The organism is Streptomyces sp. NPDC048275 (genome assembly GCF_040652275.1).
Taxonomy (GTDB): domain Bacteria; phylum Actinomycetota; class Actinomycetes; order Streptomycetales; family Streptomycetaceae; genus Streptomyces.
In genome coordinates, this window is the sequence record NZ_JBEZLR010000015.1 from 107,245 (window position 1) to 128,293 (window position 21,049).

At 69.4% G+C, this 21,049-nt stretch carries 15 protein-coding genes and 2 pseudogenes; 9 read left to right on the plus strand and 8 right to left on the minus strand.

What is annotated here, in order from left to right; translation table 11 throughout:
- Positions 1 to 122 precede the first annotated feature (122 nt).
- Complete coding sequence (locus AB0D57_RS12515) at positions 123 to 1,313, plus strand: spermidine/putrescine ABC transporter substrate-binding protein (RefSeq protein WP_362070796.1); 1,191 nt, start codon at positions 123 to 125, stop codon at positions 1,311 to 1,313.
- Positions 1,314 to 1,806: 493 nt separating this feature from the next.
- Here the strand turns inward: AB0D57_RS12515 and AB0D57_RS12520 are convergent, their stop codons facing one another.
- On the minus strand, positions 1,807 to 2,394 hold the full coding sequence (locus AB0D57_RS12520; protein ID WP_362070798.1) for a TetR family transcriptional regulator: 588 nt from the start codon (positions 2,392 to 2,394) through the stop codon (positions 1,807 to 1,809).
- Positions 2,395 to 2,492: 98 nt separating this feature from the next.
- Between AB0D57_RS12520 and AB0D57_RS12525 the strand changes: the two are divergent.
- The 6 genes and pseudogenes from AB0D57_RS12525 to AB0D57_RS12550 all read left to right on the plus strand — a co-directional run bounded on the left by AB0D57_RS12525 (position 2,493) and on the right by AB0D57_RS12550 (position 8,015).
- Positions 2,493 to 3,476: pseudogene (locus AB0D57_RS12525) on the plus strand (aldo/keto reductase).
- A 139-nt stretch (positions 3,477 to 3,615) separates the two neighbouring features.
- Positions 3,616 to 4,020 (plus strand): MBL fold metallo-hydrolase, encoded by a 405-nt coding sequence (locus tag AB0D57_RS12530; protein WP_362070800.1) that lies wholly within the window; start codon positions 3,616 to 3,618, stop codon positions 4,018 to 4,020.
- Between the two features lie 156 nt (positions 4,021 to 4,176).
- Positions 4,177 to 5,133, plus strand: coding sequence for an SDR family NAD(P)-dependent oxidoreductase (locus AB0D57_RS12535; protein ID WP_362070802.1), 957 nt, complete (start codon positions 4,177 to 4,179; stop codon positions 5,131 to 5,133).
- 399 nt (positions 5,134 to 5,532) lie between these two features.
- On the plus strand, positions 5,533 to 6,399 hold the full coding sequence (locus tag AB0D57_RS12540; protein WP_362070804.1) for an AraC family transcriptional regulator: 867 nt from the start codon (positions 5,533 to 5,535) through the stop codon (positions 6,397 to 6,399).
- Positions 6,400 to 6,553: 154 nt separating this feature from the next.
- Positions 6,554 to 6,832, plus strand: a complete 279-nt coding sequence (locus AB0D57_RS12545) for an Atu4866 domain-containing protein (protein WP_362070806.1) — start codon at positions 6,554 to 6,556, stop codon at positions 6,830 to 6,832.
- A gap of 574 nt (positions 6,833 to 7,406) precedes the next feature.
- Positions 7,407 to 8,015 (plus strand): VCBS repeat-containing protein, encoded by a 609-nt coding sequence (locus AB0D57_RS12550; protein WP_362070808.1) that lies wholly within the window; start codon positions 7,407 to 7,409, stop codon positions 8,013 to 8,015.
- Positions 8,016 to 8,196: 181 nt separating this feature from the next.
- Here AB0D57_RS12550 and AB0D57_RS12555 read toward each other — a convergent pair whose 3' ends face one another.
- Positions 8,197 to 9,819: a glycoside hydrolase family 76 protein gene (locus tag AB0D57_RS12555; RefSeq protein ID WP_362070833.1), complete on the minus strand. Its 1,623-nt coding sequence runs from the start codon at positions 9,817 to 9,819 to the stop codon at positions 8,197 to 8,199.
- Positions 9,820 to 10,413: 594 nt separating this feature from the next.
- On the opposite strand from AB0D57_RS12555, the gene AB0D57_RS12560 reads away from it, so the two are divergent.
- On the plus strand, positions 10,414 to 13,299 hold the full coding sequence (locus AB0D57_RS12560) for an alpha-L-rhamnosidase (protein ID WP_362070810.1): 2,886 nt from the start codon (positions 10,414 to 10,416) through the stop codon (positions 13,297 to 13,299).
- An 82-nt stretch (positions 13,300 to 13,381) separates the two neighbouring features.
- Here the strand turns inward: AB0D57_RS12560 and AB0D57_RS12565 are convergent, their stop codons facing one another.
- From AB0D57_RS12565 to AB0D57_RS12585, 5 genes are read right to left on the minus strand one after another with little or no spacing between them, the layout of a single operon-like run.
- Positions 13,382 to 14,809, minus strand: coding sequence for a cellulose binding domain-containing protein (locus tag AB0D57_RS12565; RefSeq protein ID WP_362070813.1), 1,428 nt, complete (start codon positions 14,807 to 14,809; stop codon positions 13,382 to 13,384).
- 47 nt (positions 14,810 to 14,856) lie between these two features.
- Positions 14,857 to 16,389: a beta-N-acetylhexosaminidase gene (locus tag AB0D57_RS12570; protein WP_362070815.1), complete on the minus strand. Its 1,533-nt coding sequence runs from the start codon at positions 16,387 to 16,389 to the stop codon at positions 14,857 to 14,859.
- A gap of 37 nt (positions 16,390 to 16,426) precedes the next feature.
- The gene (locus AB0D57_RS12575) at positions 16,427 to 17,266 is read right to left on the minus strand and encodes a carbohydrate ABC transporter permease (protein ID WP_362070817.1); all 840 of its coding nucleotides are present in this window, start codon (positions 17,264 to 17,266) and stop codon (positions 16,427 to 16,429) included.
- Entirely contained in the window at positions 17,263 to 18,255 is a 993-nt protein-coding gene (locus AB0D57_RS12580; RefSeq protein WP_362070819.1) for a sugar ABC transporter permease, read from the minus strand. Before AB0D57_RS12580 ends, AB0D57_RS12575 begins: the two co-directional genes overlap by 4 nt.
- A 29-nt stretch (positions 18,256 to 18,284) precedes the next feature.
- Positions 18,285 to 19,553, minus strand: coding sequence for an extracellular solute-binding protein (locus tag AB0D57_RS12585; protein ID WP_362070821.1), 1,269 nt, complete (start codon positions 19,551 to 19,553; stop codon positions 18,285 to 18,287).
- Between the two features lie 270 nt (positions 19,554 to 19,823).
- On the opposite strand from AB0D57_RS12585, the gene AB0D57_RS12590 reads away from it, so the two are divergent.
- The gene (locus AB0D57_RS12590; RefSeq protein ID WP_362070823.1) at positions 19,824 to 20,663 is read left to right on the plus strand and encodes a GntR family transcriptional regulator; all 840 of its coding nucleotides are present in this window, start codon (positions 19,824 to 19,826) and stop codon (positions 20,661 to 20,663) included.
- A gap of 23 nt (positions 20,664 to 20,686) precedes the next feature.
- Here AB0D57_RS12590 and AB0D57_RS12595 read toward each other — a convergent pair.
- A pseudogene (locus AB0D57_RS12595) lies at positions 20,687 to 20,830 on the minus strand (IS200/IS605 family accessory protein TnpB-related protein); the annotation flags it as partial.
- Positions 20,831 to 21,049 lie beyond the last annotated feature (219 nt).

Consider the following 21,049-nt stretch of genomic DNA (forward strand, 5'->3'; position numbering starts at 1 on the left):
TGTCCGGGGCCGCGGTGTACGTACCGGGTGCACGGAGGGGGCGACAGGGTGCCGGGTCGGCGCGCCACCGCTCGACGCAGCGTCCATTGTCCGCGCCGGCACGGGGACGGCATGCTGCCGGGATGCCAGTGATGCGCAAGCCCCCGTCCCTGTCCCGCCGGTCCCTGCTGCGCACCCTGGGCGGGGGCGCGGCGCTCGGCGCCCTGGCCGGATGCGGGGTGCCTGCCGCGTACGTGTCACCGGGCGACCGCGCCGGGGCCGACCTCTCCGCCCGCGACAAGCGGCTGACCTGGGCGAACTGGCCGCTGTACATCGACACCGACGACGAGGACAGCACGAAGCGGCCCACTCTGGACGCCTTCGGGAAGCGCACCGGGATCTCCGTCGACTACATCGAGGAGATCAACGACAACGACGAGTTCTTCGGCAAGATCAGCCCGTCCCTGATGAACCACCAGCAGACGGGGCGCGATCTGATCGTCATCAGCGACTGGATGTGCGCGCGCTTCGTCCGCCTCGGCTGGGTCCAGGAGATGGACCGGGCCAAGCAGCCGAACGTCACCGAGTACCTCGACCCGCTGCTCCGCTCACCCGCCTTCGATCCTGGCCGCAAGTCCAGCGTGCCCTGGCAGTCCGGCATCACCGGCATCGCGTACAACCGCCGCCGGGTGGGCCGCGAGATCAAGCAAGTCTCCGACCTGTGGGCCGACGACCTCAAGGGCCGGGTCACCCTTCTCTCCGGCCTGGACGAGGCGTTCGCGCTGCTCATGCAGGGCAACGGCGTCGACATCACCCAGTGGACGGCCGACGACTTCCACAGGATCTGCGACCAGGTCGAGAAGCGCGTCCACAGCGGCCAGATCCGCCGCTTCACGGGCAACGACTACATCAAGGACCTCTCCAGCGGCGACGTGCTGGCCTGCCAGGCGTACTCCGGAGACGTCATCCAGCTCCAGGCCGACGACCCCGGCATCCACTTCGTCGTCCCCGAGGAGGGCGCCGAACTGTGGTCCGAGTCGCTGATGATCCCCAACCTCGCCCGCCACAAGGCCAACGCGGAGAAACTCATCGACTACTACTACGAGCCCGAAGTCGCCGCCGAGCTCGCGGCCTGGGTCAACTACGTCTGCCCGGTCCCGGCCGCCCAGGACGTCCTGGCCTCCGCCAAGGACAAGGAGACCGCCGCCCTCGCCGAGGACCCGCTGATCTTCCCCGACGCCATGATGCGCGGGCGGCTCGCGATCGCCCGCGACATCACGTCCGGCGAACGGACGGAGTTCGCGAAGCGCTGGAACGCGATCGCGGGGCTGTGAGCGTCTCTGGAACTCTTAAGGATCCTGGGTTGTCGCGTGGCCCCGAGGGGTGGAAGCGGTAACGAGCGCGGACGAGTCCGGGCCGATCCTTGAGCAGAGCCCGTATGCGGCGTCACTGGCGGTGACGCGATGCCGACGTCTGGACCACCCCCGGCTCTTGCGAGCGGGCGCACCCTGGGATCGCCGCCCCGCCGGACGCTGAACCGGTCACCGCAGGAGAACCCACGGTGCCGGTGGCGGGGACCGCGCGCATTTCAAGCACGCGGCGGGTATCAGGAAGTATCCGCGGAAGGTATGGATCGTGGACGCGCTGCCGAAGGGACCCACCGGCAAGATCCTCAAGCGAGACATCGTCCCGCCGCCCGAGTCGGGCAGGCGATGAGGTGCCTGGGCCGGGACGGGTCTGCGATCTGTCCGACGCCCGAGCCGGTGCCTTCCTCGCTGACGGAAGACAAGCTTCTGCGGCGGCGGTCACCGGCGGGTGGCTGGGCTGCTATTCGCCGGCGGTCTTCGGCTCGCTCATCCGGCGGGCGGCCTCGATGACCGCCGAGCGGTGCAGGGCCAGTCGCTGCGGCGACCAGGACCGGCTGACCTCCTCGGGGTCGACGCCCTCGGCGGCCCAGAACCACGCCTGGGCCGCGGCGAGAACCATGGTCAGGAGATCGGCAGGCTCCATCTCCTGGGCGACCTCGCCACGCTGCTGCGCGTCGGCCACTTCGGCGGCTTTGAGCCGGAAGGCGTCCGGTTCGATCCCGGTGGCGGAGGGGCGCTCCAGCAGTTTCCATAGGCGCAGGCGCATCAGGTCCGGCCGGGCGACGAGGTGGTCGAAGATCGCACCTGCGTATCCGGGCAGGTCCTCGACGTCGAACGGCACCGACTCGGCGCCCGCCGTCATCGCGCGTTGCAAAACCTCGTCGAACAACTGCTCCTTGTTGCCGAAGTAGGCGTAGATCAGCCGCTTGTTCGCCCCCGCGGCCTCCGCGATCCGGTCCACGCGGGCACCGGCGATGCCGTAGGCGGCGAATTCGGTGAAGGCGGCGTCGAGCAGCCGGGCCTTGGTGGCGCTGGAGTCCCGTGGCATGCCTGCCACCCTAGCAAGTAACTATCTAGTTATTGACATGGGTGACCCTCGGGCCTACGGTGTGTATCTATCCAGTTAGTTACAGAGAGGGAATCCTTATGGAACACCGCGCACTGGGCAGCCAGGGCCTGACCGTCGGCGCCCAAGGCCTCGGCTGCATGGGTATGAGTGCGTTCTACGGCGCCGCCGACGAGACCGAGTCGCTGGCCACCATCGAGCGCGCGCTGGAACTCGGCGTCACCCTGCTGGACACCGCCGAGAGCTATGGCCCCTTCATCAATGAGCGGCTTCTCGGCAAGGCGCTGGCAGGGCGCCGGGAGGCCGCCGTGGTCGCGACCAAGACCGGCATCTAGATCACCGACGACGGCCGGCTGCTCGATCTCAACGGCCGGCCCGAGTACGTCCGCCGGGCCCTCGAACGCTCGCTGCGGCACCTGGGCACCGACCACGTCGACCTGTACTACCTGCACCGCATCGACCCCAAGATGCCCATCGAGGAAACCGTCGGCGCCCTGGCCGAGCTGGTCGCCGAAGGCAAGATCCGCCACATCGGCCTGTGTGAGGCCTCCGCGCAGACCATCCGGCGTGCCCACGCCGTCCACCCGCTCGCCGCCGTCCAGACCGAGTACTCGCTCTTCGAGCGCGGCATCGAACAGGACGGGGTGCGCGACACGCTGCGGGAGCTGGGGATCGGCCTGGTCGCCTACTCCCCGCTGGGGCGCGGCTTCCTGTCCGGCGCGATCACCAGCCCCGACGACTTCGCCGAGGACGACTGGCGCCGGACCGACCCCCGGTTCCAGGGCGAGAACTTCGACCGCAACCTGCACGTCGTCCGCGAGGTCCGCCGCATCGCGTCCGACAAGAACGTCACGCCCTCCCAGCTGGCGCTCGCCTGGGTCCAGCACCAAGGCGCCGTCTCCATCCCCGGCACCAAGCGCCGCCGCTACCTCGAGGAGAACGTCGCCGCGACCGAGGTGACCCTGACCACCGACGACATCGCCGCGATCGAGGCGGTCGCCCCGCACGGCGTGGTCACCGGCGACCGCTACGCACCCGAGCTGATGGGGACGCTCAACGGCTGAAAGCCGGCCGGCGCCTCACGAAGATCCCATCGCGGGACCAGAACACCCCCGCCCCCCCTCCACACTCACAGCCCCAAGCCCGATCACCTATCTCCCCGATGGTTTCGGCGCTCACGATCCAGATGTCCTGTTCCCCGGCGTGGACTGGACGACGCGCCCCGGCTACCTCGAAGACGGGCAGCTCATCCTCTCGTTCGGATCCTTCTTGATACGCGCCGGCGGCCGGCGGATTCTCGTGGATCTGGCCGTAGGAAAGGTCGACGTGGACCTGCCCGGCGTCGCTCGACTCAAGGGCGGTTCGCTTCTGCAGAACCTCGCCGCGGAAGGACTGTCCACCGACGGCATCGACACGGTGGTGTACACCCACCTGCACCTCGATCACGTCGGTTGGACGAGCGATGTCGCGCCGCTCCCGAACGCGCCCGCACGGCCGGACACGTTGATCGCTGCCGGGCACTTCACGGACGACGTGTTCGGTCGTGTCACATCGGTGGGCGACGCTCACGCCTGGGATCCCGTCGGCGGCTCGCCGTCTTCCCGGTGACCCGACCGGACCTGCCGTCCCCGGTGCGGCCCGGCCGCGCCCTGCGGCCAACCCCCATCGCCGAGGCGCCGAACGCGATCAGCAAGTGAGCCACACACATTGCGGCCCTCGGATTCCTCAAGTCACTCAAGTTGCTCAAATCAGGAGACTCACCTCATGTCCGCACCTCAGACGCCCCACACGTTCGGGGCAAGCACAACCGCCGCCGAGGTAATCAACGGCGTCGACCTGCACGGCCGCCGGGCCGTGGTGACCGGAGCCAGTTCCGGAATCGGGGTGGAGACGGCCCGGGTGCTCGCCGCGGCGGGCGCCGACGTCACCCTGGCCGTGCGGGACACCGACGCGGGCGCCCGCGTGGCGGCGCGCCTGGAGGCAGAACTGCCGCCCGAATCAGGACAGTTGACAGTGGGGCGGCTCGACCTGGCCGACCGGTCGACGGTCGCGGCGTTCGTGGCGGCCTGGCACGGCCCGTTGCACATCCTGGTCAACAATGCCGGAGTGATGGCCCCGCCGGAACTCACCCGCACACCTGACGGCCGGGAGACGCAGTTCGGCGTCAACCACCTGGGCCACTTCGCCCTCGCCGTCGGCCTCCACCCGGCGCTCGCGGCGGCGGACGGCGCGCGGATCGTCTCGGTGAGTTCCATCGGCCACCTCTTCTCCCCGGTCGTCTTCGACGACCTGGACTACCGCTTCCGCCCCTACGACCCCTGGACCTCCTACGGGCAGTCGAAGACCGCCAACGCCCTGTTCGCCGTCGGCGCCGCCGAGCGATGGGCCGACGACGGCATCACCGCCAACGCTCTGATGCCGGGCAACATCGCGGACACGTCCCTGGCCCGGCACATGGACATGCAACAGGTGGCCGACTTCATCGCCTCGGGCGAACTCGCACTGCCACCGCAGAAGACTGTGGAGCAGGGCGCCGCGACCTCGGTGCTGTTGGTCGCATCACCGACGGTCGAGGGCATCACCGGCCGCTATTTCGAGGACTGTGCCGAGGCCGAGCCGGTCGCCGAGCGAGCCGGTGCCGTCGCCGGCGTCGCGCCGTACGCCCTGGATCGGGAGAACGCGGCCCGGCTGTGGGCCGTGTCCGAGGCTCTCGTCCGCTAGGGCCTGTCCGGCGGATCAGGTTGGAGGGAAGCACCGGCACCTCGTAGGTGCCGGTGAGCGGGGCTTGGTGCGTGCGGCTGCAAGGCGGAGGAGGGAGGCGACGCGATGGGGGTCCCCCCGCTCGAGCGAAGTCGAGAGTGGGGGAGTCGTTGACCGACGACAACGCCGCAGATGGGCGTGCCAAGCCCCGCGTCCGCGGCATGATCCGCCGGACAGGCCCTAGCTAGGCCCTGGTTGAGATGTGATCACGGCTCCTGCGCCCGTCGTTGTGGTTGATGCAGGTGTGGTGTGCGCAGGCCGTCGGGGGCCTGGCGTACCCGACCGGACCGGGCACAGGATGTCGGGTCCGGCAGGGTGGGTCCTTCCTAACGTGAGTGATCGAAAGGGAAGGAGGCCGGGGTGCTGGAGCGGCTGAACCAAGCCATGGAGTACATCGAGTGCCACCTTGATCAGCGGATCGAGGTTTCCGACCTGGCGCGGATCGTGGTGACGTCGGAGTACCACTTCCGGCGGCTGTTCTCCGCGCTGGCGGGGATTCCGCTCTCGGAGTACATCCGGCGCAGGCGGCTGACGGTCGCGGGTGCCGAGGTGCTGGCCGGGGAGCGGACGCTGCTGGAGGTCGCGGTGCGTTACGGCTACACCTCGGGGGAGGCGTTCGCGCGTGCGTTCCGCGCGATGCACGGTGTCGGCCCCGGCGAGGCCAGGCGGCTCGGTGCGAGTCTGCAGTCCCAGCCACGGATGTCCTTCCGCCTCATCGTCGAAGGGAGTAGCAGCATGCGGTACAGGGTCGTGGAGAAGGAGGAATTCCGTGTGGTCGGCAGGAAGGCGCGTGTCCCCCTCGTGCACGAGGGGGTGAACCCGGCCATCGCCGCCTTCATCCGGGGCCTCGGACAGGAGACGCTGGAGCGGATCCAGAACCTGTCCGATCAGGAGCCGGAGGGGATCGTCTCGGTGAGCGACAATCTGGACGACAGCCGCGCCGAGGGAACCGAACTCGACTACTACCACGGCGTGGTGACTCGCGCCGCCGTGCCTGAGGACATGGACGCGCTCACCATCCCGGCCGGCACGTGGGCCGTCTTCGAGAACTCCGGGCCGTTTCCGCAGGCGCTCCAGTTCCTGTGGCGGGACGTGTTCACGCAGTGGTTCCCGTCCAATCCGTACCGGAGCCGGCAGGGGCCCGAGATCCTGCGGACCCGGCTGTCGCAGGACGGGGCACAGGCGGACGCGGAGCTGTGGATCCCCGTGGAGCGGACTGCGGTCTGAGCGGTAGCGCGCGGCGCCCCTGGGGCGCGGCGCCCCTGGAGCGCAGCCTGCTCGCGATCGCCGCAGCTGTGGGTGGGTGCCAGGCTCCCAGGAACGCGGCTCCTGAGAAAGGCGCGGCCTGGTTCCCCGTGCGTCGGGGCGCGACCGTGGAGCCATGAACACGAACGCAACGCCTCACCCCTTCGTCGGCATGTGGGTCACGGCAGACGGCCACATCCGTCAGGAACTTCTCCCGAACGGCCGTTACGACGAGGCCCGTGGGAACCGGCAGAGCGCCTACACCGGCAGCTACACCGTCACCGGCAACCACATCGACTACGTCGACGACACCGGCTTCACCGCCACCGGTGATGTCCGGGACGGCGTGCTCTTCCACGAGCACCTCGTTCTGTATCGGGAGGACGCCGGCCGCTCGAACACCTCGAAGAAGTGAGCGCCGGGCCCGTCATGCGAGGGCGGGCCCCCGCCGGTGCCGCGGTCGCACCGCTCCTGATCCCGCTCAGGCGCAGGCTGCCCGAGCCCTTGGTCCACAGCGTGCCGAGTGTCGCGCGCCGTTCAGGAAGTGCTTGATATGGAGGAGGTCCGCCTGGGGAGGAAGGCGAATCCCCCAGCGCCAGTGTCTTCCCGGGACGACGCCGCGCACTTCCAGGAGGACGACGCAAGCCCCATGCGGCTCGGGCCCTCGACAGTGGGCGACTCCCGCCGATACGAGGCTGCCGCTGAGCGAGCAGGCCTTTCCCCCTGCCGGGTCGGCACCCGGTGCGCGGCGGCAGTCTCGGCCATTCCCCCCGCCGTTGCCGTCTACGCTCGGAGCTTCAGCCGATCGTTTGCGCTGCCTGAAAGGTGCCTGTCCAGTCATGCGAGCAACGAGCCATCCGAGCGGGCGTGCACGGCTGTTCAGGCAGGCGGCTGCCTTGGCGACAGCCGCGGCGCTGCTCGGTGCGTGCGGTGAGGCCGTCGTAGGGGCACCTCCACGCCCCACGGGCAGACCCTCGGTCACGTCGTGCGTGACGCTGTCGGGGGGTCTGCTGGCCGACATCGACGGCGACGGTGTCACAGACCGCGTCTCCGACCCCTCCCACACCGGTGCTCAACTGACCGTCGCGTTCGGCAAGGAGGCGGGCTATGGCACGCCGGTCGGGGTGAGGAAGCTGGTCGGCGGCTCCGGCGGCAAAGAGGAGGACGTGCTGGCGGCGGTGGCCGACTTCGACGGCGACGGGTGGGACGACCTGGTCGTCGTGGCCACCGGGCAGAAGCGAGGAGACGACCCGATCGAGCCGACCGTGGCCGAGTTGGTGTCGGGCCCCTTCTCGGCCTCCGGCCGGGGACAGCACACCCGGCATCTCGACCTCGGCGAGACACGTGGCATCGCCGTGGCCGACTACGATCACGACCCCTACCCCGACCTGGCGGTGTTCGCCTACGCCGGCGACGGCGTCTATCAGACGCAGGCGCGTCTCGGCGACAGGGATACGGGACTCGCCGACAGTACCGCCGACACGAGCAGGTACAGCGTCTACGCGGACCAGACCGATGACGAGACCCCGAGCAACATGCCCAGCTCCGGCCTGCGCACGTTCTACCCGGAGTGCGGAAAGGCCGGCGGCCAGGGCTGAACCGGAGCTGATGCCCGTGCGTGCACGCGAGGCTGTGGCCCGTCTCTGACCGACAGGGAACTGCTGGGCGCCGCGGTGCTCCTCCCTGGCCGTGGCGCGGCGAGTGGCATCGACGGCCCGAGCCCCCGCTCCCACAACCCGGGGCGGGGGCCCGCGTGCCGTCAGTTCCCAGAAGCGGTCCTCAGCCCGCGGCGGCGGTGAGCGCTCCGAGGGCGCTGGCCTGGGTGCGCCAGTCGGTCTGGTTGGGGCTGGTGCCGGCCCAGCGTTGACCGAGGGCGTTGAGGGAGCTGCGGTCCTGCGCCCACAGCGTGTCCGCCTGCTTCTGGATGTAGCCCTGGTAGGTGCTGGAACCGGTGACCTTCGCGAGGTCGGCGAAGTGCCGCATGAAGATGCCCTTGAACTGCTTCTGGTTGTCGTCGCAGGCCGCCGAGCCGATGTCGCAGGACTCGGTGAGCACTCCGTCCCGGGTCAGCGCCGGGCTGCTGATGGCGGCGTCGGCCAGGGTCCGCGCGGTGGCCAGCAGCGAACTGTCCCCGGTCGTCTTCCACAGCTCGGTGAAGCCGCCGATGGCCAGTCCTTGGTTGTAACTCCACACGGTGCTGCCGTTGTTGGCGCAGGCCGAGGTCAGCCCGTCGTTCACCAGCCCCGAGGAGTTGATCATCCCGCTGGCCTTGTACCAGGCGGCGGACGTCCTGGCCCGCTGGAGCCATACCGTGTCGCCCGGGATGCGCTGGTGCAGCGCCGCGGTCAGCCAGAGGTACTGCCCGTTCGTCACCGCGTTCTTGTAGGTGCGCTCGCGGTCCCACCACACGCCACCCCCGCAGGTGCTGGGGTCCCAGTACTGCTGGACGTAGTTGGCGATGGTGACGGCCTCGTCGAGGTAGCGGGAGTCGCCGGTGTAGTCGTACGCGTCGAGCCAGGCGATGGCCCACCAGGCCGAGTCGTCGATGGAACGGCTGATGAAGTGGCCCTCGATCGCGTCCGAGCTGCGCACACCGGCGGCGAAGACGCCCTTGTTCTGCTCGAAGGTGCGGGCGATGACCCAGTCGTACTCGTGGTTGCCGGTGGTCTTCGCGAAGTCGATGAGGGAGGTGAGGGTGGCGGCGGAGTTCCACCAACTGCTCGGCCACCAGCCGTTGTAGGGGTCGTACGAGGTCATCAGCGCGTCCGCCGCCGCACGCGCCCTGGTCGGCGCGGGCCTGATCCATGCCGTGCAGCTGCCCTCCTGGTGGGCGGCCTCCCGGCCGCAGGCGCGGACCGCGCCGCCGTAGAGGAGGCCGCGCGGGTCGCGGGTGGCGTACATGGTGGTCCGGGTGCCGGTGGCTCCGGACGGGGTGCTGGTACGGCCGAGGGAGGAGCCGCCCGGCCAGGTCGAGCCGCCGTCCCAGGAGCGGTCCAGCCAGATCTCGTCGCCGGCGCCACCGGTGTCGATGCTCGCCCACGCCATGGAGTTCTTCTGGTCGACGTGCAGCCGGATCGTGCGGCCGTAGAGGGTGGTCGACGGCACCGGCTGGTCGTCACCGGCCGCCTGGCCGGCGCTGGTGCCGTCGCAGAGGGTGTCGCAGACGGTGGGATAGACCCACGCCGTGCAGCCGACACCCGCGGCGTCGCCGCAGGCGCGGACCAGCCCGCGTCGGTGGTTGCGCGGATCGGTGATGTTGTACATCAGCGTCCTGGTGCCGGTCCAGGTGCTCGGGATGCTCGCCTTGCCCAGCAGGCCTTCCCAGGTGGCGCCGCCGTCCCAGGAGCGGTCCAGCCACACCGAGTCGCCCATCACGCCGTTGTCGATGCTGGCCCAGGCCATGTCGTCCGCGTCGGAGACGTGCAGTTCGAGGCGACGGCCGTTGAGGTTCTTGGCCGGCACCGGGAAGCTCTCCTGCCGGGCCTGTGAGGGGTCCAGCGTGTCACAGGCCAGTGCGCACACCGGGGTGGCGGCGGACGCGGGCGTCGCGGCCGGGACCAGTGCCGCCAAGGTGAGAGCGGCCGTCAGCAGGACGCTGAGAAGCCGTGATCTGACAACGATGTCGGAACTTCGTGAGGACACGGCAAACTCGCCTCGATTTCACGATGGGGGAAGCCGGTTGGTGGGCGTTGCTGGGGCCGACGGCTCGCACCGAGCCGGGCCGGAATCGCGCACTGGTCCATACCTGTCTCCGAGGCAGTGAAGCGGCTTGGCGAGTCCCTGTCAATGCCTTCAACGGGAGTCCGTTGCGGGGCAGTTCGCGGTGGCCGCGACGGGTTGACACCTCGATTCCGCGCCCCCATCATCGGTGAAACTTCGACGAGACTCCTCGTGTATCCGACTGTCCGATCAGGCGCTGGGTCTCGTAGACCACGGTTTTGAATCGTTTCATACTTCACGTCTCCGTGTTCCCGCACCCCGCCCCGGGAGGTTTCCGTGCGCCGTCGTTCCCCGCTGAACAGATCGCCAGGCCGGTACCACTTGCTCAGCCTCGCCATGGTCGCGGCCGCCGTGCTGGCCGCAGGTCCCGCGCCGTCCGCCTCGGCGGCGACCCCGGTGACTCCAACAGGCGTCAGCAAGGCGGCCCTTGACGCCCTGAACTACTCGCCGACCTCCCGCACCCTCAAGCCGACCGCCGTCCATCGAACGTCCGGCAGCGTCGCGAACCCGCAGAACGTCCTCAGCGGACAGCCGACGCGGATCTCCGGCTCGCAGTCGGCCGTCACCCTCGACTTCGGCAAGGAAGTCGGCGGTATGGCAACGTTGTCCTTCGGCAGTACCAGCGGCAGCGGCCAACGGGTCGGCCTGGCCTTCAGTGAGTCGTCCCTGTACGTGGGCAACAACAGCGACCGCAGCAGCGGCCGTGACGGCGAGGACGGGGCGCTCTACGCGACGGCCTCCGCCAACGGCACCTACACGATGCCCACCGCGAGACAGCGTGGCGGATTCCGCTACCTCACCGTCTTCCTCGACAGCTCGGGCTGGGTGGACCTCACGGGCGTCAGCCTCGACTTCACCGCGGCTCCGGGGAAAGCCAACCCGGCCGACTACGCCAACTACTTCTCCTCCAGCGACGAGCTGCTCAACCGCATCTGGTACGCCGGGGCGTACACCGTGCAGCTCAACACGATCGCCTCCGACCAGGGCCGCGCCTGGCCCCCGCCGACCTCGGAGTGGGACAACGGCGCCACGGTCGGCGTGGGCGACTCCGTCCTGGTCGACGGGGCCAAGCGTGACCGTACGGTGTGGCCCGGCGACCTGGGCATCGCCGTACCCACGCAGTACGCCTACTCGAACGACCTCACCTCGACCCGCAACGCGCTCACCACGATGTACAACGTGCAGTCGGCGGAGGGCGAAATCCCCTGGTCGGGACCGCCGTTCAACCTCACCGGCTCGGACACCTACCACACCTGGACACTCCTGGGTACGTCGACGTACTACACGTACACGGCCGACCGGACGTGGCTGGACTCCCGATGGGCCAACTACAAGCGCGCGATGGCCTTCATCATCAACAAGATCGGCGGCAACAACCTCCTCAATGTGACCCGCACCCAGGACTGGGCCCGGGTCGGCCAGGGCGGAGAGAACATCTCCGCCAACGCGCTGCTGTACGCCGCGCTCAAGGGCGGCGCCACGCTGGCCACGGTCGAGGGCGACAGCGCGCTCGCCGCGAGCTGGGCCGCCAAGGCTGCCGCCATCAAGTCCGCGGCCAACTCCCGCCTGTGGGACGCCTCGAAGGGCATGTACAAGGACAACCCGACCAGCGGTCTGTACCCGCAGGACGGCAACTCGCTCGCGGTCTGGTACGGGCTCACCGACTCCACCGCGAAGTCGCGGAGCATCATCACCCAGCTCGGCACCCGCTGGGGTATCTACGGCCCCACCACCCCCGAATGGGGCGGCAATGTGTCGCCCTTCGCCGGCGGCATGGAGCTGAACGCCCGCTTCACCGCCAATGACGACTACGGCGCCCTCGCGCAGATCCGCCGCACCTGGGGCCACATGCTGAACAGCGACATCGGCACCAAGAGCACCTTCTGGGAGGGCATCAAGGCCGACGGCGGCCTCGCCTACGGGGGTTCGTTCATGAGCCTGGCCCATGGCTGGTCCACCGCGCCCACCTCCACGCTCACCTTCGACGTGCTCGGCACCGCACCGGAGTCGGCGACCGGCGCGTACCGCTTCGTCCCGCACCCCGGCGACCTGACCAGCGCCGAGGGCCGCATCACCATGCCGCAGGGCGCCATCAACGCCTCCTGGTCCCGCAACCCGGCAGCCGGCACCTACTCGGCGAACCTCTCCAGCCCGTCCGGCACCACCGGCCGCATCGGCGTCCCGAAGTTCGGCGGCGGCAACATCTCGGTGTCCGTGAACGGCAACGTCGTCTGGAGCAACGGAACCTTCACGCCCACCTCCGGCATCACCGGCGCGAGCCAGGACGACACCTACGTGTACCTCACCGGCGTCGCCCCGGGCAGTTACAGCGTGACCGCCACCGGACTGGGCAACCCGTCGGCACCCGGCGAACCCGGCACCGGTGCGCTGCGGGCGGGCTTCACCCGGTGCGCGGGCGAGGGCGGCACCTGCTCCTTCAGCGGCACCCGTGCGGTGGCCTACGGGGCCGGGACGTACACCTACAAGACGGCGACCGACAGCACCGCCTGCACCAACGCCTCCTTCGGTGGCGACCCGGCGTCGAATCTCGTCAAGTCCTGCTACGTCGCCGACGCGGGCGGTCCTCCCGGATACACCGTCTGCGCAGCCGAGGGCGGCACCTGCGCCGTACCCGGCTACAACCGTGACGTCGCCTACGGCGCCAACGGCAACTTCGCGCACCAGGTCACCAACGGCTCCGTCGCCTGCACCAACGCGCACTTCGGCGATCCCATCGACGGAGTCGCCAAGTCCTGCTACCTGCCGCCCGCCGGAGCACCGGCCGGTGGCTGGACCAAGTGCGCGGACCAGAACGGCACTTGTTCGGCCGCCGCCGGACAGCCGGTGATGTACGGAGCCTTCGGCGCGTTCGCGACGATCACGGCAACCGGCAACACCCCGTGCACCGACGCCACGTTCGGCGACCCGATCTCCGGGGAGTCGAAGGCCTGCTACACCGCCACCGGCGGCCCGGCCGGCTATGCCACGGCCTGCTCCGCCGAAGGCGGAACGTGCGCCTTCAGCGGACAGCGGACCGTCGCCTACGGCGCACGGGGCCGCTTCCTCTACAAGTCGTTCACCGGCGGCACCGGCTGCACGACGGCGGTATTCGGCACCGATCCGCTGCCCGGCGTGAGCAAGACCTGCTACCTCACCTCCTGAGGCGGCGCGCAGGAGGACCGCGCACTCGGTGCATCTGCACCGAGTGCGCGGTCACCTTCGCCCCCGTCGTCGGGCAAGGGGATCAGCTGCTGGGGACGGTGTCCTGGAACGTGGTGCCCGCGCTGCGGTACGCGTTCAGCTTGGCGGTGACCTGCGCCGGCGTCAGGACCTGGTCCTTGACGTGCAGGACGTAGTCGACCTGCTGGTCGTACGCTCGCGCGGTGGTGCTGGTCTGGCCCGCGAGGTCGATCAGCCACTGGTTGAAGTTGATCGACATGGGCCGCTCCGGCAGGTACGCGGCGCCGTGGGTGCCGAAGAGCTGCCCGTCGACGTAGTACTTGATGGTGCTGTTGTCGATGGTCAGCACCAGGTCGTGCCAGCCGCTGAAGCTCTGGCGGCTCTCGGTGTGCTGGTTGACCGCCACCCACGGGTCGGCCTGGTAGGTCTCCCAGGACGTCGTGTAGAGGATGTTCGACGGCTCGCCCCAGCCGCCGTTGGGCAGGTACTCGAAGTCGTACTCGGCGTAGTCGTCCGCCAGCGGTGCCTTGAGGTCGTTGATGGTGAAGAACGTCTGGACGAGGTGGTCGCCGTCCGGGCCGTACTTGGGCGCGTCGCTGAACCTGACCCGGGCCGCGTAGGTGCCGTTCTTGAACTTCATCGACTTGGTGAGGATCTCGGTCTGTTCGGTGCTCGCTCCGGTGCCGGCGGTCGAGGTCTCCAGGTTCATGAGGGAGTTGCCGCCCGTGGTGGAGAAGGTGACGTTCTCGGGCGCCCAGGTGGCTCCGGGCACGCCGGGGCCACCGGAGTTGGACCGCACGCTCCAGCCGTTCGCCGAGATCTTCGGGTCGGTGTGGCCGCTGTAGTTGAAGTCGTCGAACAGCGTGGCGCCGTCGGCCGGAGGATCGGTCGGCGGGTCGGTCGGCGGGTCCGTCGGCCCGTTGCCCGCGGGGGCCTGGCCCCACAGGGTGGTGCCGGCCAGCTGCGCCGTGACCTTGGACCAGTCGCCGTACGACGTCTGGGAGGCGCCGAAGGAGTAGTCGTCGCTCTGGTTCAGCGACGCCCACGTCGACTGGTAGAAGCGCAGCTGCAGGTCGCCGGTGTCGGCGCCCGGAGCGAGCGAGCCGGCACCGGAGGTGAAGCCGATCTCGAGGTAGCGGTCGGCGGTGGCGGTCGGGTTGGCGAGCGTACCGAAGGTGCCCGTGACGTTGGCGCAGCCCCTGACGGCCCAGGAACAGGCGAAGCGATAGGTCGCGCTCGCCGAGTCGGCCTTGAAGTAGTACCGGACCTTGACGCCGCTCAACTGCACGCTCGCGGTGCCGGTGTTCTTCACCTTGAACCAGGGTTCGGCCTGGTCGGCGGCGGCTCCGGTGGCGCTCGTCCGGTACTGGACGCTCAGCCCGTCGGCGGCCGCGGTCGCGGTGGCCGGGAGTGCGGTGAGCGCGGCGGCGCCCATGGCCACCGCGACGGCGGTGTGTGCGGTGGCGCGCAGCCGGTTCTTCGCGAATCTCATCGTTGTTCCTCTCCAGAAAGGTGGGGTGATTCCCGGAATGGGACAGGTCAGGGGTGGTACTGGATGCCGAGCGCGTCGAGCCGGGCCGTGTGCGCGTCGAGGCGGGACCGGAAGTCGGCCCAGTCGGTCGTGCCGCTCCAGCCGCGGTCGGCGAGGGCGCACAGCCGCGGGTAGGTGAGGTACTCGATGTGGGCGGGCGTCGTGACGAACTCGGTCCACAGCTGGGCCTGGGTGCCGAGCACCCGCCCGGCCGCCTGGTCGTCCGCGTCCTCGCGTACGGGGTCGTGGGCATGGACAGCGCGCAGATCTACGACGGTTCCGGGCTGGGCCGGAGGCTCGTGCGGGTCGTCGGACTGGGCGTAGTCGAGGTAGGTGGCCCGGTGGTAGGCGCTGACGACCGGGTGGCCGCGACGGGCCGCCGCCAGGGTGTGGGCCGAGTCGCGCCAGGTCATCACGGTGAAGTCGAGGGGCAGTTCGGCGCCGGTCTCGGCCCAGCCGACCGGGCGGCGTCCGTGCCGGACGAGGAAGTCGCCGATCTTCCCGAGGAACCAGCCGTGCAGGGCCTCAGGTTTCGGCAGACCCTCCGCCACTGCTCGTTCGCGTGCGGCGACACTGTGCGTCCACTCGGTGGTGGGGCACTCCTCGCCGCCGACGTGGATGTACGGCGAGGGGAAGACGTCCATGACCTCGTCGAGGACGGTGCGGCAGAAGTCGAGGGCCTCGTCGTGGACACCGAGGACGGTGTCGCACACGCCCCAGCGCGTCCAGACGTCGAGGGTGCGCTCCGGGTGGTTGCCCAGTGAGGGGTAGGCGGCGAGGGCTGCGCGTACGTGCCCGGGCATCTCTATCTCCGGCATGACGGTGACGCCGCGAGCGGCCGCGTACCGGACCAGGGCGGCGAGTTCGGCCCGCGTGTACGCCCCACCGTGCGGGACGCCGTCGTACGTGTCGCTGCCGGCCGGGCCCTTCTGGGACTCGGCACGGTGGCCGCCGATCTCCGTGAGCTTGGGCAGGGCGGCGACCGGCATGCGCCAGCCCTGGTCGTCGGTGAGATGCAGATGGAACACGCTGATCTTGTGCAGGGCCAGCATGTCGACGTACCGGCGCAGGTAGGAGACGGGCTGGAAGTGGCGTGCGACGTCCAGCATCGCGCCGCGCCAGGGGTGACGCGGGACGTCGGTGATGTCGGCGCACGGCAGCAGCCACGGCGTACCGCGCTGCGGGATCGCCGACAGGGCCTCAAAGGGGAGGAGTTGACGGATCGTCTGGATGCCGCGCAGCAGGCCGGTGGGGTGCGCGGCGCGCAGCAGCACGGCGTGCGGGTCGATGGCGAGGACGTACCCCTCTTCGCCCAGATCGCCGAGGCCGGAGTCGAGCGCCAGGGCGAACTGTCCGTCCGGGGACGGCCGCAGGGGCAGCCCGGTGACGGGGGCGAGCAGGGTGCGCAGCAGTTCCGCGGCCGGTTCGGCGCCTGCGCCGATGTGCAGCGTGGTGTCGGCGTCGAGGGTGAAGTGGCCGGGCCTGAACGCGGCCTCGGTGGGGCGGGGCAGGAGAGCGGGTGTGGGTCGGTGTGCGGGCATGGATCGTCTCCGGAACGGGGTCGCGGGGTGTGTGAGGTCAGCCCTTGACTGCGCCGGCCGCGAAGCCGGAGGTGACGTGGCGCTGGAGCAGCAGGAACACCACGAGTGCCGGGGCGGCGAAGAGGGTCGAGGCGGCCATGGTGGCGCCCCAGTCGGTGCCGAACACGTTCCGGAACGAGGACAGCCACACGGGCAGGGTGCGGTTGTCCTGGTGCTTGATGATGAGGAAGTTGGCGTACGTGAACTCGTTCCAGGCGGTGATGTAGCCGAACAGCGAGGTGGCCATCAGGCCCGGTGCCAGCAGTGGGAACGCGATGTGCCGGAACGCGCCGAGCCGGGTGCAGCCGTCGACCTGGGCGGACTCCTCCAGCTCCGGGGGGATCGTGGCGATGAAGCCGCGCAGGACGATGACGGTGAAGGGCAGCGTCATCATGAAGTAGACGAGGGTCAGGGTCGGCAGCCGGTCGAGCATGTCGGTGTCCCGGGAGATGATGTAGACCGGGATGATCAGTGACTCCCACGGCGCCATCTGGGCGATGAAGACCATGAGCATGAACTGCCGACGCCCCTTCCACTTCATCCGGGCCACCGCGTAGGCGGCGCCGAGCGCGATGACGAGGGCGAGCAGGACGGCGCTCAGCGTGACGAGGATGCTGTTGCGCCAGAACAGGCCGAAGCCGTCGGCGCCGACGGCGGCGCGGAAGTGGTCGAGTGTCCAGGTCTCCGGGAACAACCGGGGGCTGTCGGACTGAATGTCGCGGGTCGGGGTGAACGCGGTGGCGACCATCCAGTAGACCGGGAACAGACAGACCACGACCGTGACGACGGCGGCGGCGTTCAGGGGTATGCGGCGAATGCGGGGCCGGGTCGTGCTCATGCGAGCTCGTCCTCCTGGCGGAACATCTGGCGGAAGTAGAAGACGAGCACGCCCGACATCAGCACGACGGTGACCATGGAGGCCGCCGATCCGAGGTCGTAGCGCTGGCTCGACAGGGCGGTCTGTACCGCGTACACGGGCAGGATCGTGGTCGCGTCCCCGGGCCCGCCGTTGGTCATCACCCAGATCTGGACGAACGCCTTGAACGTCCAGATCACTTCGAGCGAGAACACGAGCATGAAGATCGGCCGGATGATCGGGAAGGTGATGGAGCGGAATATCCGTGGACCGGATGCTCCGTCGAGTCGCGCCGACTCGTACAGCTCGGCGGGGACGGTGGTGAGGGCCGAGTACAGGGTGATCGCCGCGAACGGCACGGACTGCCACACGATGAGGGTGACCAGGATGGCGAAGGCGGCCGGACCGTGCGCGAACCAGGGGTAGCGGTCGAAGGATTCGAACCCCAGGTCCGTCAGGACCGCGTTGACGATGCCGAACTCCGAGTGGAACAGCCACTGGAAGACGGTGGTCGCCGCGATGACGGGCATCGCCCAGGTCAGCACGAGCGCGCTGAGGACCGCGGTACGGCCGAACCGGCCGAGTCGCTCGATCATCAGCGCGACCAGCGTGGACAGCGCCATGATCAGCACGACGTTGATCGCCATGAAGAGGAAGGTGCGACGCACGACCTCCCAGAAGCGGCCGTCGCTCAGCAGCGTCTCGTAGTTCTTGAATCCGACGAAACGCGCGTCGCCCAGGATGAGTTGGCGCAGTCCGAAGTCCTGCAGCGATATCACCACGGCGCGGACCAGGGGATAGACGAGCAGGTAGAGCGTGCCGAGGACGGCGGGCGCGATCAGGACGTACGGCCAGACCCCACGGTCGGCGGTCTTCTCGCGGCGGCGCGGTCCTGGGCCGGTGGAGCGCCGGGGTGGCCCGGTGCCGAGTGGGGGGCGAGGCGCGGTCTGCTCTCGGACGGCGGCCGACACGGCGCTCCTCCTTCCGGTGCGTGGACGGTTCAGGAGCCGGAGTTCATCGCCGCGGTGATGGCGTCGGATGCGGTGGCGGCTTGCTTCTGGGCGTCGCCTCCGGTGAGAACGGCCGTCATGTAGTCCTTGATCGGGTTCTTGGCCTCGACGGCGGCCCAGCCGGGTGTGTTGGGCGTGGCGTGGCCTTCGGCGGCGCCGACCGCCATGGCCGCGGCGCCCGGGTCGGAGGCGACCGCGCCGGCCAGGGTGGTCTTGTTCGGGACATAGCTCATGGCGACGGCGAGCTTCTTCTGCCAGGTGTCGCCGCTGAGTTCCTTGATGAAGGTGTAGGCCGCGTCCTGCTTGGCGGACGCCGTGGGGATGACGAGGGCGGAGCCGCCGGTGAAGACCGCGCCGGGTGTGCCGGCGGTCTTCCCCGGGATCGGGAAGAAGCCGAGCTTGCCCTTCAGCGCGGGGTTGTTCTCGATGACCGCGTTGGCGCCGCCGGGTGTCCAGATGATCTGGGCGACCTTCCCCTTGGCCATGACGTCCGCCTGCGGCGGGTTTGCCTCGTCGGCGTCCTTGGGGCCCTTGCCGAGGGCCTGGAGCTTCTCGTAGAACTCCATGCCGCGGATCGCCTCGGGGGTGTCCAGCGTGCCCTTCCACTTGCCGCCGGACTCGGTGGCGAGGTCGCCGCCCTCGTCCCAGACGAAGCCCGCGAAGGTGTACCAGTTCTGGCCGGGCAGATAGATGCCCTGCGTGTCACCGGTGTTGAGCTTCTCGGTGCCGGCGATCCACTGGTCGCGGGTCTTGATGGCGGACGCGTCGATGCCCGCCTTCTTGAAGAGGTCGGTCCGGTAGATGACGACGCGGTTGGCGGCGTAGTAGGGGATGCCGTACTGCTTGCCCTCGTAGGCGCCCGGCTCGGCGAGGCCCTTGAGCCAGTCCTTCCCGCCGAGTTCGTCGACCTTGTCGCTGAGGTCGAGCAGCCCGCCGCTCTGCGCGAACTGGGCGACCTGGGTGTTTCCGGTCTCGATGACGTCCGGTGCGTCGTTGCTGGCGAGGGCCGCCGTCACCTTCTCGCCGATTCCGTCCCACTCCTGGATCTGCACCTTGACCTTGATGTCCGGGTGAGCAGTCTCGAAGCCCTTGACGAAGTCGTTCTGGAACGCGGCCGAGACGCTGTCGCGCATCAACCAGACGTCGATGGTGGTGCTCCCGTCGGAGCTGTCGTCGGAGGCATCGGAGGAGCTACTGCAGGCACTCAGCCCGGCCGTCATCACGAGCACGGACACACCGGCAAACAAGCGGAGCTTCACGGTTCACCTCTGGAGGACATGACCTGACCACCTGACCAGTGAAGTCCACTGGACAGCTCACCTCTTGATGTGGGGATGAAGGTGGCATAGACCAATCGAGAGCGTCAACCCCCTGTACATCGCGGGATTTTGGTCTGCAGGCCGGTCGGGATCTGGACGATCAACGCTCGGTGACAGTTACACTTCCCTGGCCGAGAGGGCGGTTGCGGGCGACCACTGGTCAACTGGTCAGCTGGGTAACCGGGGATTCCGCGCATGAGGGAGTGCAACATGAAGGCCGACGAACCAGGTGCGGTGCTCAAACGGGAGCGAGTTCGCGACTTCATCCTCGACCTCGTCGAGTCGCACCGCCCGGGGGACGCGATCCCCTCCGAGCGCTCCCTGTGCGCCCGGCTGGGCGTGTCCCGCCCGACCCTGCGCGCGGCGGTCGACGAGCTCGTCGCCGCGGGTCTTCTGGTACGGGAACACGGCCGCGGCATGTTCGTCGCACCCGAGAAGATCACCCAGGAACTCGTCTCCGGTCAGCAGACCATGACGGTTCCTCAGGCCTCCGGAACCTGGTCGAGCCGCCTGCTGGAGTTCACCACCATCCCGGCAGGCGCGCGCGTGGGCCGCAAGCTGCGCCTTTCACCCGCCGCCGAGATCGTGTACGTGGCACGACTGCGCCTGGTCGACGGCGCCCCGATGGCCATCGAGCATCTGCACATCAGGGCCGATCTGGTCCCCGCCCTGTCCGCTCAGGAGCTGGAAGCCGGTGACCTGTACGAGCACCTGCGCGAACAGCATGGGGTGCACGTCCAGGAGGCCGTACAGGCGATCGAGCCGACCGTCGTCACGCGCGCCGAGGCCGAGCTGCTCGACGTCCCCGAGCTGTCCCCGGCGCTGCTCTTCGAGCGGCTCACCTCGGACACCACCGGTCAGCCCGTCGAATACGTCCACTCGATCTACCGCGGCGACCGCTACCGCATCGTCTCCCGGCTCACCCTCGGCCCCTCGGCCGCAGTGCCGCCGGCCCGGCTCGGACACCACCCCGGCATCCCCCCGGGCGACTTCGCGCACCGCGACACCATCGCGTCCTCCACGCGCGGGGACATCCAGTCGGCACCGTGAGCCACTGCGGTTTCCCGGTGACCCCTAGAAGCCGTCTCGCTGAGCCCCGCGGCGGCCAGGTTGTGCCGGTTCCTGGCAAGCTTCTTCCCGCCGCGTACGACGTGCACCCGCCCGGTCGCGATGTCCTCCTGAACGGCCGCGAGACGGGCCTCAAGGATGTGGAGACGGCCGTACCAGATGGCACCCAGGCTCCAGTACCGCTGGCGTATGGCCAGCGTCGCAGATGAGTTTAGGTTTTCCGGGGTGGGGCTGGGTTTTCGGCCCGGCTTCGGTCCTGGAAAAGAGATCTCAGGGTGTCCCGGTGGCCGTCCCGTCCGTGGGGCGGGGGTGGCGTGGGTGTGCAGGTGGAAGCCTGCGCCGAGTCTGGCCCCATGCGGCTGGTGCCG